The organism is Candidatus Goldiibacteriota bacterium HGW-Goldbacteria-1 (assembly GCA_002839855.1).
GTDB lineage: Bacteria > Oederibacteriota > PGYV01 > PGYV01 > PGYV01 > PGYV01.
The window spans coordinates 146,946-163,688 of the sequence record PGYV01000006.1 but is presented as its reverse complement, the minus strand read 5'-3'; the positions used below and the strand labels follow the sequence as shown (position 1 = coordinate 163,688).

Annotated in this window: 12 protein-coding genes; all 12 read right to left on the bottom strand. The window is 40.3% G+C overall.

Translation table 11 applies throughout. From position 1 onward, the window contains the following. Window positions 1–118: 118 nt before the first annotated feature. Window positions 119–559, bottom strand: a complete 441-nt coding sequence (locus CVV21_08040) for a response regulator (protein ID PKL91523.1) — start codon at window positions 557–559, stop codon at window positions 119–121. A gap of 105 nt (window positions 560–664) precedes the next feature. After that, entirely contained in the window at window positions 665–1,087 is a 423-nt protein-coding gene (locus CVV21_08035) for a hypothetical protein (GenBank protein ID PKL91522.1), read from the bottom strand. A 620-nt stretch (window positions 1,088–1,707) separates the two neighbouring features. After that, entirely contained in the window at window positions 1,708–3,048 is a 1,341-nt protein-coding gene (locus CVV21_08030) for a hypothetical protein (GenBank protein ID PKL91521.1), read from the bottom strand. Window positions 3,049–3,126: 78 nt separating this feature from the next. Continuing rightward, the gene (locus CVV21_08025) at window positions 3,127–4,617 is read right to left on the bottom strand and encodes a hypothetical protein (protein ID PKL91520.1); all 1,491 of its coding nucleotides are present in this window, start codon (window positions 4,615–4,617) and stop codon (window positions 3,127–3,129) included. Further along, window positions 4,614–5,600, bottom strand: coding sequence for a hypothetical protein (locus CVV21_08020; protein ID PKL91519.1), 987 nt, complete (start codon window positions 5,598–5,600; stop codon window positions 4,614–4,616). The genes CVV21_08025 and CVV21_08020 overlap by 4 nt, the downstream gene beginning before the upstream one ends. A 132-nt stretch (window positions 5,601–5,732) precedes the next feature. Beyond that, a complete protein-coding gene (locus CVV21_08015; protein PKL91518.1) occupies window positions 5,733–8,345 on the bottom strand; it encodes a preprotein translocase subunit SecA in 2,613 nt (870 codons plus the stop codon). Window positions 8,346–8,418: 73 nt separating this feature from the next. After that, on the bottom strand, window positions 8,419–9,207 hold the full coding sequence (locus tag CVV21_08010; GenBank protein ID PKL91517.1) for a hypothetical protein: 789 nt from the start codon (window positions 9,205–9,207) through the stop codon (window positions 8,419–8,421). Window positions 9,208–9,471: 264 nt separating this feature from the next. Next, window positions 9,472–9,858, bottom strand: coding sequence for a diacylglycerol kinase (locus CVV21_08005; protein ID PKL91516.1), 387 nt, complete (start codon window positions 9,856–9,858; stop codon window positions 9,472–9,474). 400 nt (window positions 9,859–10,258) lie between these two features. Next, on the bottom strand, window positions 10,259–11,002 hold the full coding sequence (locus tag CVV21_08000; protein ID PKL91515.1) for a hypothetical protein: 744 nt from the start codon (window positions 11,000–11,002) through the stop codon (window positions 10,259–10,261). Window positions 11,003–11,399: 397 nt separating this feature from the next. Beyond that, window positions 11,400–11,936 carry a hypothetical protein gene (locus CVV21_07995; protein ID PKL91514.1) on the bottom strand — a complete coding sequence of 179 codons (537 nt, stop codon included), beginning with the start codon at window positions 11,934–11,936 and terminating at the stop codon, window positions 11,400–11,402. A gap of 82 nt (window positions 11,937–12,018) precedes the next feature. Further along, window positions 12,019–13,116 (bottom strand): hypothetical protein, encoded by a 1,098-nt coding sequence (locus CVV21_07990; protein ID PKL91513.1) that lies wholly within the window; start codon window positions 13,114–13,116, stop codon window positions 12,019–12,021. Then, window positions 13,113–16,382 (bottom strand): hypothetical protein, encoded by a 3,270-nt coding sequence (locus CVV21_07985; GenBank protein PKL91512.1) that lies wholly within the window; start codon window positions 16,380–16,382, stop codon window positions 13,113–13,115. Before CVV21_07985 ends, CVV21_07990 begins: the two co-directional genes overlap by 4 nt. Window positions 16,383–16,743: the final 361 nt, after the last annotated feature.

The following is a 16,743-nucleotide window of genomic DNA, read 5'->3' as shown; positions in this document are numbered from 1 at the left end:
TTTATTTTCCTGCATCATATTAATAGCAATATACGTGCCGGAAAAAAAGCTATAAAAATAAGGGGTTTTTATGGAAGGGGTGCCGGATTTCCGGCAGGAATGAGTATTTTTGGGCAGTTTATTTCTTGATTGGTGCTGTTGGTAATTTTGCCCTGTCAAACCAGAGATTTTCAATTGCCTGAATTGTTCTAAAGAATTCATCCACGTCAAAGGGCTTGGTGATGTAACAGTTTGCTTTGTTTAAATAACTCTCCGAGATATCAGCCGGCGCGTCAGAACTTGAAAGCACAATGACCGGTATTGAAGAAAGTTTTGGGTCGTTTTTTATCTGTACAAGTACTTCCTGCCCGTTTACTTTTGGCATTTTAAGGTCAAGCAGAATTACATCCGGCACGGGCGCGTTTTTATACTGCCCTTTCTTATTTAAAAAGTTAAGGGCTTCTTCGCCGTCAGACAGTACTATAATTTCATTATGATTATTTTTCTGTTTCAGCGCTTCTATTGTCAGCCGCACGTCAACAGGATTATCGTCAACTATAAGTATTGTTACGTTTTCCATGAAGTCCTCCTTTTTTTTTATCTGATTATTGATTTTACAGTATAAATTATTACCTTACAACTGTTAATTTTTCATTCAATGGTATAAAATTTTTGTATTTATATATTAATTTGCGTTGTAAAGCTGAGATTTTTTTCTGTAAAGTGCGGAACCGGATTTAATGATACTAAGCAGGTGCGCGTTTTCAAAAGGTTCTGTGAAAAAATACATTATTCCCTGCTGCCTTATTTTTGTTTCGGATTCTTTGCCGGTGTCAGTGCTGATAACAATAACCGGAAGAAGGTCATCCTGTTTTTTAAGCAGTTTCAGATTTTCAAGGTCTTCCTGTGATAACTTATCGGCGATTGTATAAATGACAGAGTCGCAGTTTATCTTATTGATATATTCAGGAAGGTCTTTGGAATAAAAATGTGTAACCGAAAAATCTTCAGGTTCAAAAAGTTCTGTAATGCCTTTTAAAACCGGGCCGTGCGTTCCGAAAAAAACTATTGTCATCTGTCTGCTTTGTGTTGATGTTTCCTGTGACATAAAATCTCCTGAATCATTTTTAATATACCCGGGTGGCACTGGAATTAGGGGAATTTGGGGGTTTGGGAGGGTTAAAACGACCAGTGCCGCCCGAAGTATGAGGTAATGTGTTTTTCTTCTAAAGAACCATGTATTTAATGAGTTATTTTTTAGGTGGCAGCACTGAACTGGGGAATTAGGGGGGTTGGGAGGGTTAAATCGTCCAGTGCTGCCATGTTCCATCTGTGTTTTGTTGTTTAAGAGCGTTTTGCAATCCTTATATAAGCAATATGCGTGCCAAATGTATTTTTGTTATTTATAAAGGGAAAATCAGGAAGTGTATTGTAACAGCACTCCATTTTGCAACAGGCAGGTGTATGATTATTAGGACAGTGAAGAAACTATCGCAGAGGCTTAGATGTTTAGAGGCTTGGAATGCTTGGAGGCTTGGAGGCTTGGAATACAAGAGCGTTGGTAGGCGCGCCTTTTAAGGCGCGGCAGTTGTAGTTGGTTTAGATTGCATATTAATTGTTAAGCACGTTTCTTATGATTACGCGGATTTAATTTTTGTATTTGTTTTGTCAATTGTCTAACCGTCCGTTCTTACCAAGCCTCTAAGCATCCAAGCGTCTAAGCTTCTATCAGTACGAAATCCCGTACTTATTCAGCTTCCTGTAAAGCATATCCCTGCTTATGTTAAGGGCTTTGGCCATTTCTGTTTTGTTCTCGCCAAATTTGTTTAAAGCCCTTATGAAAAATTCTTTTTCTGCTGTTTCGATAAAGTTTTTTAAAGTCCCTGTATTATCACCGTCATCCTGTGAAATCTGTACGGGAGAGGTCTGTTGTTTTTTTCTTACCGCTTCCGGAAAGTCGCTTATTTTAATCTCCTGCCCTTCAGACATCACAACCGCGCTGTTTACAGCGTTCTTAAGTTCGCGGATATTTCCGGGCCATGAATAAGCTGTAAGTGCTTCAATAGTTTCTGTGCTGATATTCTTATCGATGCCGGACTGATTTATAAAGTGGTTTATAAGAAGCGGTATGTCGGACGCACGTTCTCTTAAAGCCGGTACCGCTATTCTTAAAACGGATAAACGGTAATAAAGGTCTGTCCTAAACCTGCCTGCGGTTATTTCATTTTCCAGAACTTTGTTTGTAGCCGCAATTATGCGGACATCTGAATGAAGCTCTTCGGTGCTTCCCAGCCTGCGGAAGGTGCCTGTTTCAAGCACGCGCAGCAGTTTAACCTGAGAGGCGCCGTCCATTTCCCCTATTTCATCTATGAAAAGCGTGCCGTTGTCTGCCAGTTCAAACAGGCCTCTTTTTTTACCTGCGGCGCCCGTAAAGGCGCCTTTTTCGTGGCCGAACAGTTCGTTCTCTAAAAGGTCGTGCGGCATCGCGCCGCAGTTAATTGCGATAATAGGCCCGGAAGAGCGGCTGCTTTGAACATGAAGCGCGTTGGCTATAAGTTCTTTGCCTGTGCCGCTATCGCCTTCTATAAGAACCGGAAGGTCTGAAGGCGCGGTTTTTTTAATGAATTTCATCATATTTAAAACAGACGGAGATTCACCGATAATTACAAGGCGGTCTTCGCCCTTTTTAATACTTTGTTTTTCGATATTTTTGGGGGAAGATAATTTTTCTATGGCCCATAAAAGGCGTTTTGAATCATCAGGCAGGATAAAATAGTCATCAATGTCCATTTCGAAAAGTTTGCTCATGATATCGTCCGCTGCATTTCTTTCTGCTATTGCCGCCACTTTTGAACCGGAACGCTCTTCACGAAGTTTCTGAATCAAAGCGTAAGATGTGTCAAAGTCAAAAGAAAGCGATATTAAGGCAAGGTCAAAGTAAGGAATTATATCTGAAGGGACAGAAATATTTTCTTTTTTTTCAAGGTGTAAAAATTCCACGTTATTGGATGATACCAGCTGCCTGAAATAATCCGCCTTTTCTTTTGATGCGTAAATAAGTATTTTCATTTAATCCCCTTTTTACCATTATAGCAAATACGGGAATGAATTGACATAGCGGTTTTAAAAGGCTTTAAGCGTTTCAGTTCAGCCCGAGGCCCGCCTTTGTTTTAGGGGAAGCTTAAATTTGAATACAGAGCCCGGCCCGCCTTCGCCGTCAGATTCCACCCATATTCTGCCTCCGTGGCGTTCCACCACTTTTTTACACAGCGCCAGCCCTATGCCGGTGCCCGGAAATTCATCTTTTGGATGAAGGCTTTCAAAGATTTCAAATATCTTATCAAAATATGTTTTATTTATACCGATACCGTTGTCGGCAACAGCAAATACCACGTTATCATTTTCAATAAAAGAAGTTATTTTTATTTCGGGGATTTCTGACCGGTTATATTTAATGGCATTTTCAATCAGATTGGAAAAAACCTGTTTAAAACCTGTGCTGTCGCCTTCTATGATAAAAACTTCGCCGCTTTCGTATTTGATTACTGCGTTTGAATACATCTTTGAATAAGACATAATTACTCCATTTATAAGTTCTTTAATATTAATGGTCTCAATACCGCTTTCAAACCTGCCGGCTCTGGAATATTCAAGAATGTCCTGTATCTGCGTTGTCATGCGTTCGGCCGCGGTGGAAATAAAATTCAGTATTTCTTTTACTTCGTCATTAAGTGAAGGGCTGTATTTTTTTTGCAGCAGGTCTGAATAAAGGCGCAGGATACGCAGGGGTTCTTTTAAGTCGTGGGAAGATACGTAAGCGTATTGCTCCAGATCCTCGTTAGAACGCTTAAGTTCTTTCATTGTCTTTTCAAGTTCCATGATTTTATCTTTTATACTTACGCGCATTTTTTCAAAGTTTTCCGCAAGTACCGATATTTCATCATAGCCATAAGTGTCAATTCTGTAATTTAAATCGCCTTCGGTAATGGCTTCGGTGGCTTTTGTAAGTTTTACAATTGGAAGCAGGGATTTATAAACAAAAAATGTTAAAAACAGCATTCCTGCAAGAAACGCCGCCCCTCCCGCCGCTATGAATCCGGCGTAAAAAGGTTTGATTTCAGAGTACTTTTCTTTTACCGGAAGTGAATAAACTATAAACCAGTCCCATGACGGGTAATGTTTAAAAATATACCAGAATTTTTCATTTTTGATATTATCCGTGAATTCGCCGCTGTCTTTTGATATTATTTTATTTTTTAAGCGTTCAGGTATTTCTTGTATTTTGATGCCGGTATGTTCCTGGTGTGAAAGTATTTCGCCGTCATGTTTAATTATCAGTATAGAAGCGCCCTTTTCCAGGTTGTTGCAGTAGGTTTTATGTATGTCGAAAAGCGCGGAATCCTGAAAAGCTTTACGGTAAGCATCAATGTTTTGTGACAGTATTAAACGGTCATTTTTTCTTTCCAGAATACCGGATATACCGTCAAATTTATGCGTGATTAGTTCGGTTTTATTATTGTCAATAATTGTTTTAAGGCGGGTGCCGGTAAGCAGAATATAAAAAGCGGAAGACAGAAAAAAGGTGAATATTGCAATGACGAAAACGGCTGTTGTTATGCTGTATCTTTTTTTGTTCATTCTCCCGCAAACCTCGCCTGTTCAATAAATTCCATGGGGAAAATTATTCCCAATTTTTTCGCAAGTTTCATATTAAGAATTACAATTGCGCGGTGTGACTTGGTAATTGGTATTTCAGAAAGTTTTTTGCCGTTTAAAATATCCAGCGCGGTAAGCGCCGAGTACTCTCCGAATTCGGAATTATCCTTGGCATAGCTTATAACTGAAATATCCTCAAGATGCGTTGACACCGTGAATGTTATTACTTTTATATTTTCAAGCACGAACGATTCCGCCTCTGACGTGTTCCATCCCCTAATGCCCGGATTATTTCTTAGAAATAAAGCGTCTGAAGTTTTCTGCATTTCCAGAAAAGCTTTTTTCCACGAATCAAAATCAGTTACAAAACGGACTTCTGAAAATGATACTTTAAGAATATTGTTATAATATTTCAGCGAATCCCTGTCAGTTTCGGTATCGCCGGTAAGCATCGCGATTTTATTGCCTTTTGAATATTTTTTAATGGTTTCAATAAGTTCAAGAAGCAGCTCTACTTCCAGCTGGCCTGTGGCATTCTTATAGGGATATCCGTACTGTTTTTCGTCCCAGTTTACACCGTTAAATACAACGGGAATTTCAGAATTCCTGAAATACGGCATGATAACATATTTGCTTGCTGCGTCATCAAAAGCCAGAATTATATCGGGTTTATATTGGTTTATTTGTTCAACAGCTTGTTTTGCTTTTTGTTTTAGTCTGCCTATATCCGTAATGTTTTTAGAGTCCAGATAGAATACCTGAACATCAATACCTTCGGGTTTTAGTATTTTTAAAGCCGCATCGCGGCTCATTGAATTAGGGATGTAATCCTGATGATATGAATCAACAATAAAAACTTTTTTGCCTTCTTTTGTAGGTTTTGAAGCCTGTTCTGCCGGTTTGCCGCAGCCTATAAAAACCGCTGCCATGCTTAAAGTCAGTAAGAAAAAAAATAATTTTTTCATATAACTGCCCCTGATAATTATATTAAATCCTTTAATAATAATAACATATAAAGGCTATAATACAACCAATCAGTTACCGGCGGTTAAAAAACAGATTGTTATATTTGCCGGACTTGCATCCAAATATATATGCTATTTATTCTTGCCGCAGCAAAGTTTATACTTTTTTCCGCTTCCGCACGGGCAGTGGTCATTTCTGCCTATTTTGGGCTGGTCGCGCCTTATTGTTTCCACCTTTGACGGGGCTTCGCCGGAATTGGCGTACATTTCCCTTTCGTCCAGTTTTGCGGGCTGCTGCGCAACAGGCATTGAAAATTCAGGGCGCAGTTCCTGAGTACGCGAGCTTGCCTGCCTGCGTCCAAGCTGGTTTTCGTTTACCACCTGAACCCTGAAAATAAATTCCACGGTTTCGTGTTCAAGGCTTACCATCATGGACTGGAACATACTAAAACCGTCCTTTTTGTACTCTATTAGCGGGTCTTTGTGAGCATAAGCCCTAAGCCCAATGCCCTCTTTAAGGTGGTCCATGTTGTACAGGTGTTCTCTCCATTTGGTGTCAATGACCTGCAAAAAGATGCTTCTTTCAATTTCCCTCATAAGGCCTTCGCCAAGTGATTTTTCTTTTTTATCATAAGCTTCTTTAACAGCGCTAAATACGTCTTCTTCAAGTATTTCCCGGGTAAGCTGTGATACGTCTTTTGTCTTTGGGTCTATTGAATATTCCACTCCGTATGTTGAAAAAAGCCTGGTTTTAAGCTGTTCGAAGTCCCATTCTTCGGGGTAAACTTTTTCAGGTGCTACGTCAAAAATAATGTCCTTTGTCACTTCTGACATCATTTCAACTATAGTGTCTTTAATGTTTGCGCCTTCAAGTATAAGCTGGCGCCTTGAATAAATTGCCGTCCTCTGCTGGTTCATAACGTCGTCATATTCAAGCAGGTGTTTTCTTATGGAAAAGTTGTGCCCTTCAACGGATTTCTGGGCGCGTTCTATAGATTTGCTTATCCACGGATGCTGAACTTCTTCGTCTTCGGTCATGCCAAGCCCTGTCATCATGCCTTTTATTTTTTCCGATCCGAAAATACGCATAAGGTCGTCTTCAAGCGAAATATAAAAACGTGATTCGCCCGGGTCGCCCTGCCTTCCGGAACGCCCCCTTAACTGATTGTCAATTCGCCTGCTTTCGTGGCGTTCCGTGCCTATTACGTAAAGCCCGCCAAGTTCAAAAACGCCTTCCCCAAGTTTAATGTCAGTGCCTCGTCCTGCCATGTTGGTGGCAACTGTTACGGCTCCCGCCATACCTGCCATGGAAACAATTTCAGCTTCTCGTTCGTGGTTTTTAGCGTTTAGCAGTTCGTGTTTTACGCCGCGTTTTCTTAAAAGTTCGCTTAAATGTTCGTTTTTCGCGATAGAGGTTGTACCCACAAGCACGGGCTGCCCTTTTTTGTAGCGCTCCATAATGTCATTGGCTATGGCTTTGTATTTGCCCTTTTCGTTAAGGTAAATCATATCTGCTTCGTCTTTTCTTACCATAGGATTGTTTGTAGGAACCACTATAACGTCAAGCTTGTAAATCTGCCAGAATTCTTCAGATTCTGTTTCCGCTGTACCGGTCATGCCGGCAAGTTTTTCATACATCCTGAAATAGTTCTGAATGGTGATGGTGGCAAGTGTCTGGTTTTCGCGTTCTATCTTAACACGTTCTTTTGCTTCCACGGCCTGGTGAAGCCCGTCCGACCATCTGCGGCCCGGCATAAGCCTGCCGGTGAATTCGTCAACTATGGTTACTTTTCCTTCTTTTACTATGTAGTCTTTATCGCGCTTGAAAAGCGTGTGTGCTTTTAATGCCTGGCTTATGTGGTGCACGGTTTCGATGTGCTGCGGTTCATAAAGGTTATCAATTTCAAGCAGTTTTTCCGCGGTGGTAACACCGGCTTCGGTAAGTGTGGCGTTATGCGCTTTTTCGTCAATGACATAATCGCGTTCTTTGACAAGTTTGGGTATTATGCGGTCTATGCGGTAATACATGTCCGTGGATTCTTCGCCGGGGCCTGAAATTATCAACGGGGTTCTGGCTTCATCAATTAAAATACTGTCAACTTCGTCCACTATGCAGTAATATAATTTTCGCTGTACGCGTTCTTCAGGGTAAACAGCCATATTGTCCCTTAAGTAGTCAAAACCAAATTCTGAATTTGTGCCGTATGTGATGTCGCAGGCGTATGCTTTTTTTCTGTCCGCGTTTGGCATGTTGTTTTTTATGCATCCCACTGTAAGCCCCAGAAAACGGTATATCTCTCCCATGCCGCGGAAATTTCCAATACCCATACTGTCGCGTTCCGCCAGGTAGTCATTTACCGTGATTACGTGCACGCCTTTTTCAGTAAGGGCGTTTAAATATACGGCAAGGGTGGCCACAAGGGTTTTACCTTCACCGGTTCTCATTTCCGCAATTTTGCCGGAATTTAAAACCATACCACCCATAAGCTGAACGTCAAAATGTCGCATGTTAAGGGCTCTTTTGCCGGCTTCCCTTACAACCGCGAATGCCGCCGGCAGAATATCTTCAAGGGTTTCCCCGTTTTTTAAACGTTCTTTAAATTTTACGGTTTCCCCGCGCAGTTCATCGTCTGTCATTGCGGCTGTCTGCGGCTCCATTTCATTTATTATATCAACTGTCGGCTGCAGTTTTTTTATTTCCCTGTCATTTCTGGTTCCAAACATTTGTTTTAGAAAATTCAGCATATGCATGTCCTCTCGTTATAAGCGGCTTTTAAGCCGCGTAGTTTTAAATTTATGAATTCTTTGGGAAAGCGGTTTATTCCAGCGTATAGTCTTTGCTTTTCTTTTTTTTGCCGCTGGATTTAAGAATGATAAGTATAATGATTATAATCAGCAGGATAATTCCCGCAAGAATGGCGTATATCATCATAGGGTTAAACGGTTCCGCGAATACTTCAAGCGGGAATGTTTTTTCCACGGTTCCTGATGTAAGTTTAAGGGTAAGCTGTATATTTACAGGGCCGTCGTAGCCGGTGATCCTTTCCACGTTGTAATACAGTTCTTTCTTTTCGCCTTTAAGTATTGTCTGAAGGTCCTTTATGTTTTCGGTAATTACTATCCTTGGGTGTGCCGCGCGCAGTTCCGCTATTGTGTTATTTGCTAAACCCAGGCCGATATTTTCTATTGCCATGGTAAGCCTAAGTTTCTTTTCGCCCGTAAGCATCGGAAGCATTCCGTAATAATTTGCGGAGTTTTTATTTATCACCACTTCCTCAACTGAAAGTGAAGCCACCTGAAAATCGGGTAAAGCTGCCACTGTGGGAACCGTAGTAGGTATTGCTGTGGGTGCGGGCCTATATACAGATTTCTTTTTTGGTATTGGTGTCGGTTTTGGCGTGGGTTTAGGCGTCGGTTTTGCGGTAGGCGCAGGCACTGCCGTAGGCGCAGGTTTTACAATTGTAGAATTAAGAAGGCTGCCTGTTGACTGTTCTTCAACGGTATCCACCTGAATAAGGTCATCATCATTATCATAAAGCCCCGCCATTATGTACACAGGCAGAAACAGTATTATGGTTACTATAAATGCAGCAAATTTTTTGATCATCGTATCCTCCGATTTATAATTGTAATTATAATATCACAAAAGCTCTTATTTTCAAGAGGTTAATTGTTGCATAATTGCAAAAGTCGGTGTTTTAAGCTGTAAACAGAAGCAGAAAAATTAAAACCGATTTGTCCTGTTCTCGTAGGGGGCGTGCTCCTGCGCGTCCCGTGTATTATGTTTTTTTTCGGTTTGTTGATAATTTTTTTGGGTTTTGGAGATGTAATAATATTTTATCAAGTATCAAATCAAGACCTGACCCCTATTTTAACAACCAGAAAAAATGCTTTTTAACACTTGTAAAAAAGGGCGCAAAAAGATCATTATCCCAACAACTACAGCCATCACTGATGCGAGTAATACAGCCCCTGCCAACATGTCTTTCACAATACCTATTATTATGTTTTGTTTTGGATGCAGCTTATCTATTAGTTTTTCTAGAGCTGTATTGAATATCTCAAGAATTATTACCGCAAAACAAATAATAATAACTATAACTGCTTCGATTCGCGATATTTTAAAGATAAAAATAGATACAATGGCTATTAGTCCAATTATTAGCATGTAAACAATATTATGCTGTTCCTTGAATGCATAAATAATCCCATTTATTGCATATCCAAGACTCTTTATAAATTTATTAAATCTGCTCATATATAATCCTTAATATTTTCTTTCATTATATGTAACTTTATTGATTACGTCAATGAAAGTTCGATGTTGGGTTGGAGCTATCAAAAAGTATTAATTAAATACGGTATTTGTACAACTACCCCTCCTACTCAACGTTTTACGCAACCGGATGCACAATAAAAATATGTAAAAAAGGAAAAAAGGGGTCAGGTCTTGACTTGATACCTGACAAATTCTTTTTATATATCTTTTCAGGCAGATTCTTTATTTCGTATGTTTGCTTTATTTTCTTTAAAACTTGCCAGAACGTCTTATGCGTTTACCAATTGTTTTTTAGTTTGTTAAGTTTTTTATCGGTTTTAGAGATGTAATAATATTTTATCAGGTATCAAGTCAAGACTTGCCCCCCTTTTTTTAATTACTACGAAACATAAACAACAGTTTCCGAAGTCACTACCCATTTCCCATATTTCTTTTTCATCAGCAAATAGCTCCCTTTACCTCCTGTACCGTCAAACTGATTTAAAACAAAGATCAAGACCGTATTTCCGTCCTTTGAAAAACCACATCTTGAAAATATCGCAATTCCTGAAGCGCCCGGATGTTCTTTGTAAAGTTCAGCCCATCCATCTGACTTTTCTTCAGCTTTATTTTTTTTGCCATTTTCCAGTCTTAATTTCTCCGCTTCAAAATTATAGTTTTTAATATCCGTTAACTTAAGATTAACCGATAAACCCCTACTTAGATCAACTGGTTCACTGATTTTTAATTTAACTTTGTTAATTTCCTCATCAACAACCGTTGATTCCGCCTTTGCAGGTTTACCCTTAAGCAAAACATATTTTGATTTCAGAGGAATTTTTTGTTCTACTAAGTATTCTTTATCGTTCTTAAGCATATAATCCGTGTATATTTCCCTTGTCAGATCTTTTATATACCTGCTAATAAATGAATATAATTTATCATCAGCTACTGCAAATCTGTTTTTTTCTGTTATATTATTCAGCATAAAATATTTGGTATTGATACTTTTCCACGAACTGTCAGCCATTATATATTCAGCCGCTGCCGCAAATACCAGATACTCTTCCTTGGTTATACCACCGACACTTACTGTTTTATCCGCAGCATACAGACCATAAGCAGCCGCTAACAAAAAAATCATAGCCAGACTTAAAATGCGTCTCATATCAGATTCACCTTTAATAGAACTTTATTTTTTAAAAACAGGGTCAGGTCTTGATTTGATACCTGACAAATTCTTTTTTATATATCTTTTCAGGCAGTTTTTTTATTTCGTATGTTTGCTTTATTTTCTTTAAAACTTGCCAGAACGTCTTATGCGTTTACCAATTGTTTTTTTGTTTGTTAAGTTTTTTATCGGTTTTAGAGATGTAATAATATTTTATCAGGTATCAAGTCAAGACCTGCCCCCTGTTTTTTCCTCAACGAAAATAATTTTTAATTGTAAATTGTACGTCTTTATTTTTCGTAACATCTGACAACATATCACCAAAATCGGATTTTACATTCAAATATATGAGGGATAAGAGATTCCCGTGCTAATACTTTTCCTGTTTTTTTACTGCGCCGTTGGTGTCAAACTGGGTAATTTTTGTCAGTTTGCCGTTTTTATAGGCGGCTTCGGTTTCTATTACGCCGTTGGGGTAAAACGACACGTAATTGCCGTCAAGCACGCCGTTTTTGTATGATTCTTCTTCTTCCATTATACCGGTTTCATAAAATAATCTGAAAATGCCGTGCTTCATGCCATTATGATAAGTACCCTGAAGTTTTATTTTACCTGCGGGATAATACTGTGAATAGCTGCCGTGAAGTTCGTTGTTTTTAAATTCCCCTTCTTCTTCCAGAAAACCGCTGCCGGAAAAAAGGGAAAAACGGCCGTTTAAGTTGTTGTTTTTATAGGTCATTTCTGACATAAGCGCGCCGTTATCGCCGTACATGCGGGCAACCCCGCTTATTTTTTCGCCTTCGCGTTTAATTGTGCCGTCGCTGCTGTATTGCCAGGTGGCTACCGGCCTGCCGTTTTTAAAGAAACGCTGTATGTTTGCCTGTACTGTCGTTGTTAAAAGGTCCATAACTCTCCCTGTTATTTATAACAATAATTATATAATGTTTATTGTTTTTTGTAAATAAACTAATAAAATCAATAATTTCATATTATTTTTTTGACCTAAGTTTTAAGAATATAATGAATAAGAGGATTAAAGAGGCAAGTATGGAGATTAAGACTGTCTTTAATCCTGAAAAATCTATTTTAATCTTTTTAGCGTCTTTGGGGGTTTTCCAGACTTTAACAATGCCGCTGCCCATACCTGCCGCAAAGAACTTTCCTGACGGAGAAAAAGCAATACTGTAAACTTTGGATGGCAGGTTAAATTCTGACAGTTTAGTGCCGGTTTTTGAATTATAAAAAATAATCCTGCCGCTGCTGTCCCCTGCCGCAAGGTATTTTGAACCCGGCGAAAAAGCAATGCCGCGGACACCGCCGCTAAAAGAGGCGTCTGACCACAGTTTAAGGCCGTCTTCCGCCCTGTAAACGCTTAAAATATTGCTGTTACCGCCCGCGGCAATAAGTGAAGAATCCGCTGAAAATACCGCTGAATTTACCGGCTGCCCGTGTATTATAGAGCGTTCTTTTTTTATGTTAATACTGCCCGGCATGAACATTTTCTTAATGCCGGTGCTTTTGGCTGTACCGTAAATATCTATAATATTACCTGATGCGGTAAGAAACCTTTTTTTATCGCCGGAAAAATCCACCCTGCTGTAAACCGTATTTGCCGCTGCAGAAAGTTCTTTTATTTTGTTGTGGTTATTAAAGGTGTAAATATAAGTTTTGTTGGACGATGCTGCGGCAAATAAGGCGCCGTCGTTTCCGGCCGCGCAGGATAAGGCGATGGTATCTGACGGCTGCAGGCTTTTTATAATATTACCGGTTGAAATATCCCATAATTTCACCGCGCCGGAATAGTCCGCGGAAATAAGTGTTTTGGCACTAAATGAATACGCAATGGCGGATATAGGGCTGCCTGCGGGCATTTTAAGTACGGCTTTTGTTTCGTTAAGGTCAAGTGTCCGTATGGTACCGTCAAGGTAAGCTGCCGCAATATCATTATCAGATGACAGAAAAACAACGGATGAAGCCGGAAGTATCGCGAAACGCATGTCTTTAAACGGTTCTGCCGTAAAGTGCGGCGCCGCAAAAAGATTTACCGATGTAAAAAAGTATGTTAACAAAAGCGCTGTCAATTTCATTTGTTTTTCCTGCTTTCTATTTTTGCGTGATATGACGGGTCAATCTCCATTACTGTCTTGAAAATTTTTTCCGCTTCTTTATATTTGCCCTGTTCATGGTATAAAAATCCGAAATCATAAAGTATTTCAGCGTTTTTTGGCGCAAGCGCGGCCGCGGTTTTATAAGCTTCTTCCGCGGGAATATATTTTACCTGTTCGTGCAGTATGTGAGCAAGCAGAAAGTGATGCATAGGGTCATTTTTATTTATCTCAACCGCTTTTTTTGCGGCGTTTTCGGCGTCTTCGTATTTTGCAAGCCGAAGGGATATTTTAGCAAGGGCGGCGCATGCTTTTTCAAAGCCGGGATTTTTTTCTGTTAATTTTTTAAAATATTCCATGGCTTCATCTGTTTTTTTAAGTTCCTGAAGGCATATGGCATAATTGAATCCGGCATTAAGGTCGTCGGGTTTTGCGTTAAGATAGGCGGCGTAATTTTCAAGCGCCTGCGCGTATTTTTTTTCGTTAAAATATACTGTCGCCAAAGATAATCTGGATTTTGTTTCGCCCGGGCCTTCCTGAAGTATTTTTATATATGTCTGTTCCGCATCGTCATATTTGCCTGCGGATGTATATGCGGCGGCAATCTCTTTTAAAAGAGGGATGCGTTGTTCTGTGAAATTCAGCGCTCCGTTAAGCGCTTCTGCCGCCTGCAGAAACTGCCCCTGCCCTTTTAGGGCTTTTGCAAGCCCGGTATATGCGGGTATAAAATCCGGGTTCTTTTTTATAAGCATCTGATACTTTTCGGCGGCGTTTTCATAATGCCCTTCGGCAAAGCTTAAGTCCGCAATGTTGGTAATCATCCGCGGGTCATCAGGCGCAAGTGCAAGGGCCTGTTCAAAAGCTTTCAGTGCGCCGGCGTTGTTATTGGTTTCTATTAATACAGTGCCTAAAAACGAGTGGTACTGCGGCACAAGCGGCGCTTCCCGCGTAAGTTTTTCAAGAATTTCCGCGGCTTTGTCAGTTTTGCCGATGTTTTTTAGGCATACCGAAAGGTCAAAACGCGCCTGCAAATTGGCAGGTTCGGCGGAAATGGTTTTTGTAAGGTGTTGTTCTGCCTGCGAATAATTATTTTCTTTCATAAGAAGCTGCGCGGCTTTAAAGTTTATGAAGGAATCGGCAGGGGCGATTTTAAGGGCGTGTTCAAGGTGTTTTTGGGAATCTTCAAACCTGTTTCTGTTTAAGTAAATTTCTGCTAGGCATATGTGGCTTAAGGCGTGTTTTGAATCCAGATTAAGGGCCGCGTGAAATTCCTTTTCCGCGTTATCGGTTTCGTTTTTTTCCATTTGAATAATACCCATTTTATAATGAATATCAGCCCCGCCGCCCGAAGAGTTTATCGCGGTTTTCAGTATATTCTCACTGTCCTCTTTTCTTCCTGCCTGCGCGTAAAGCGCGCTTAACTGCATTGCTGTGTCTTTGTATCCGGTGTTATTTTTTATAATGGCTTCAAGATGAATTATGGCATCATTCTCTTTTTTCAGATTTTTACAGCAATGCGCAAGCCCGTAATGGCAGTCGCTGCAGTCCGTGGATGCATTCAGTCCTGAAGTATAATATCCGGATGCTTTTTCAAAGTCCCCTTTTTCGGTGGATATATCACCTAAAAGCTGCAGGGCATTATGATTTGACGGGTCTTTTTCCACAAGTATGGTAAGTTTTTTTTCCGCGTCGTCTTTTTTTCCTTTTTTATAATTTATCAGTGCGGCTTTAAATAAAGCTGTTTTATTTTCGGGATCTGTCTTTAAAACAAGTTCAATGTATTTTTCCGCTTCATTATCCCTGTTTGTTTTTTCGGCAATTTCCGCCAGTATTAGCACAGCATTTACGTCTAAGGGGGTGTGGTGAAGGCAGTTTTTCAGCTCTTCTTCCGCCGCTTTTCCATTTCCGGAATAATAAAGGCAAGCGCCCAGCTGGAAATGAATTTTATCATGAAGTTCTTTTGATTCGGCGGCTTTTGAAAAATACTCCGCGCCCGCGCCATAATTGCCGGCCGCATAATAAAGCCTGCCCAGGTAAAATTTATAGGTATGGTTTTCGGGGGCAAGTTCAACGGCTTTTTGCAGGAATTTTTCCGCTTCGGCGGGCTGTTTTTTGCCTTCATAAATAAGCCCAAGGTTAAGCCAGGCGGGCGCGTAATTGGGGTTTATCTGTGTTATTTTGCTGAACGCCGCCTCTGCCCGCGCCATATCCCTCTCTGAATAATATAAAAGCCCCAGCTTGTAGAAAGCGTCGGTATGTGACGGATTTAGTTCAAGAGTTTCGGCATAATGTTCTTTTGCGTCCTCTATTCTTTTTTCGGAAGCGTGAATCATTCCCATTATGTAATGGGCTTCCGCGAAGTCCGGCCTGATGCCCGTGGCTTTCTTAAACCATGATATGGCTTCGTCCTTTTTACCGGTTTTATAACAGACAACACCAAGCGAGAAATATGCTTCGGCGTATATCGGATTTATATCCACCGCTTTTTTAAATTTTTCTTCCGCCAAAGCCGGATTATTCTGCATATAAGCTGAATGCCCCATTATGTAATGTGTTTCGGCAAGGTCGGGATTGATTTCAATGGACCTTTTTAAAAGCGGGGCGGCCTGCTCGTGAAGGTTTTCAGCTTCAAGAAGCCTGGCGATTTTGGTAAGAAAAATGCCGGCGCTGTGGTAATGTTCAAGAGTTTTGCCGTAAATGATTTCGTCCCTTACCGCCCTTGGTGAATCCCGCAGCACGCCGTTATCCATAATATTGATGTCAAATTTTGTATTGCCGTCGTCATAGCGCAGCATAAAGTGAACGGTAGAGACCACGCCATAAACCGGAATGTAAAGAGATTCCGCGAGCATAAGGTAGATAAGCCCTATAGTGCAGGAAATGCCTGTTTTCTTTTTTAATACGGCCGGAATGGAAAGGTATTCATACAATTCATATGAATGGTTAAAGTTTTCTTTTTTTATTTTACCCGCGAAAAAGTCATCCGCTTTTGGGTCGCATTTAAATCCCCATTCGCCAAAAAAGACGGAATTAAATATCTGTATTTTTTCTTTTGGAATCGGGTCGCCGGATATTTTTTTTCGAAGTTCTGTGGACATCGCGCGCAGTGAGGCGCGGGCTTCTGTTTCGTTATTTTTGGGTTCAATAAGTGAGGACAGGCCAAAAACTGAATTTTCAAATTCAAAAGAGTGCTTATCCGGAGGAAAGACAGACTGGAAACGGTTCAGAAAGTCGTCTGAAAGTTTCATTGTGTATCAGCCTTTTTTATCATTATGTTTTCTCCCCGTCTAATTTATTTTATTATATAGGAATAACGGGAAGAATTAAAGGGGAAATATAAGAAGTGCTGAGGGACGGATGGTCGGATGCACGGAGGGACGGAAGAAAGCTAAACCATAGATTGTTAATCTGCGTATTATAACTGATGACACAATTATTTCTTATAGGGAAGGTTTGGTTTTGTTCTGGTAGGCGCACCCTTCAGGGTGCGGCAGTTGATTTATTGATTTAAAAGATAAACATTAAATTCAAAAAAACGCGCGGGCTAAAGACCCGCGTCTACCACTGCGATATAACCAAATCAAAAAAACGCGCCCTAAAAGGACGCGG

What these genes read in the sequence shown, in the direction of transcription:
- CVV21_07990 (PKL91513.1), bottom strand. Translation starts at nt 13,116, where the DNA reads ATGAAATTGACAGCGCTTTTGTTAACATACTTTTTTACATCGGTAAAT.
- CVV21_08030 (PKL91521.1), bottom strand. Translation starts at nt 3,048, where the DNA reads ATGAAAATACTTATTTACGCATCAAAAGAAAAGGCGGATTATTTCAGG.
- CVV21_08025 (PKL91520.1), bottom strand. Translation starts at nt 4,617, where the DNA reads ATGAACAAAAAAAGATACAGCATAACAACAGCCGTTTTCGTCATTGCA.
- CVV21_08040 (PKL91523.1), bottom strand. Translation starts at nt 559, where the DNA reads ATGGAAAACGTAACAATACTTATAGTTGACGATAATCCTGTTGACGTG.
- CVV21_08000 (PKL91515.1), bottom strand. Translation starts at nt 11,002, where the DNA reads ATGATTTTTTTGTTAGCGGCTGCTTATGGTCTGTATGCTGCGGATAAA.
- CVV21_08020 (PKL91519.1), bottom strand. Translation starts at nt 5,600, where the DNA reads ATGAAAAAATTATTTTTTTTCTTACTGACTTTAAGCATGGCAGCGGTT.
- CVV21_08035 (PKL91522.1), bottom strand. Translation starts at nt 1,087, where the DNA reads ATGTCACAGGAAACATCAACACAAAGCAGACAGATGACAATAGTTTTT.
- CVV21_08015 (PKL91518.1), bottom strand. Translation starts at nt 8,345, where the DNA reads ATGCTGAATTTTCTAAAACAAATGTTTGGAACCAGAAATGACAGGGAA.
- CVV21_08005 (PKL91516.1), bottom strand. Translation starts at nt 9,858, where the DNA reads ATGAGCAGATTTAATAAATTTATAAAGAGTCTTGGATATGCAATAAAT.
- CVV21_07995 (PKL91514.1), bottom strand. Translation starts at nt 11,936, where the DNA reads ATGGACCTTTTAACAACGACAGTACAGGCAAACATACAGCGTTTCTTT.
- CVV21_07985 (PKL91512.1), bottom strand. Translation starts at nt 16,382, where the DNA reads ATGAAACTTTCAGACGACTTTCTGAACCGTTTCCAGTCTGTCTTTCCT.
- CVV21_08010 (PKL91517.1), bottom strand. Translation starts at nt 9,207, where the DNA reads ATGATCAAAAAATTTGCTGCATTTATAGTAACCATAATACTGTTTCTG.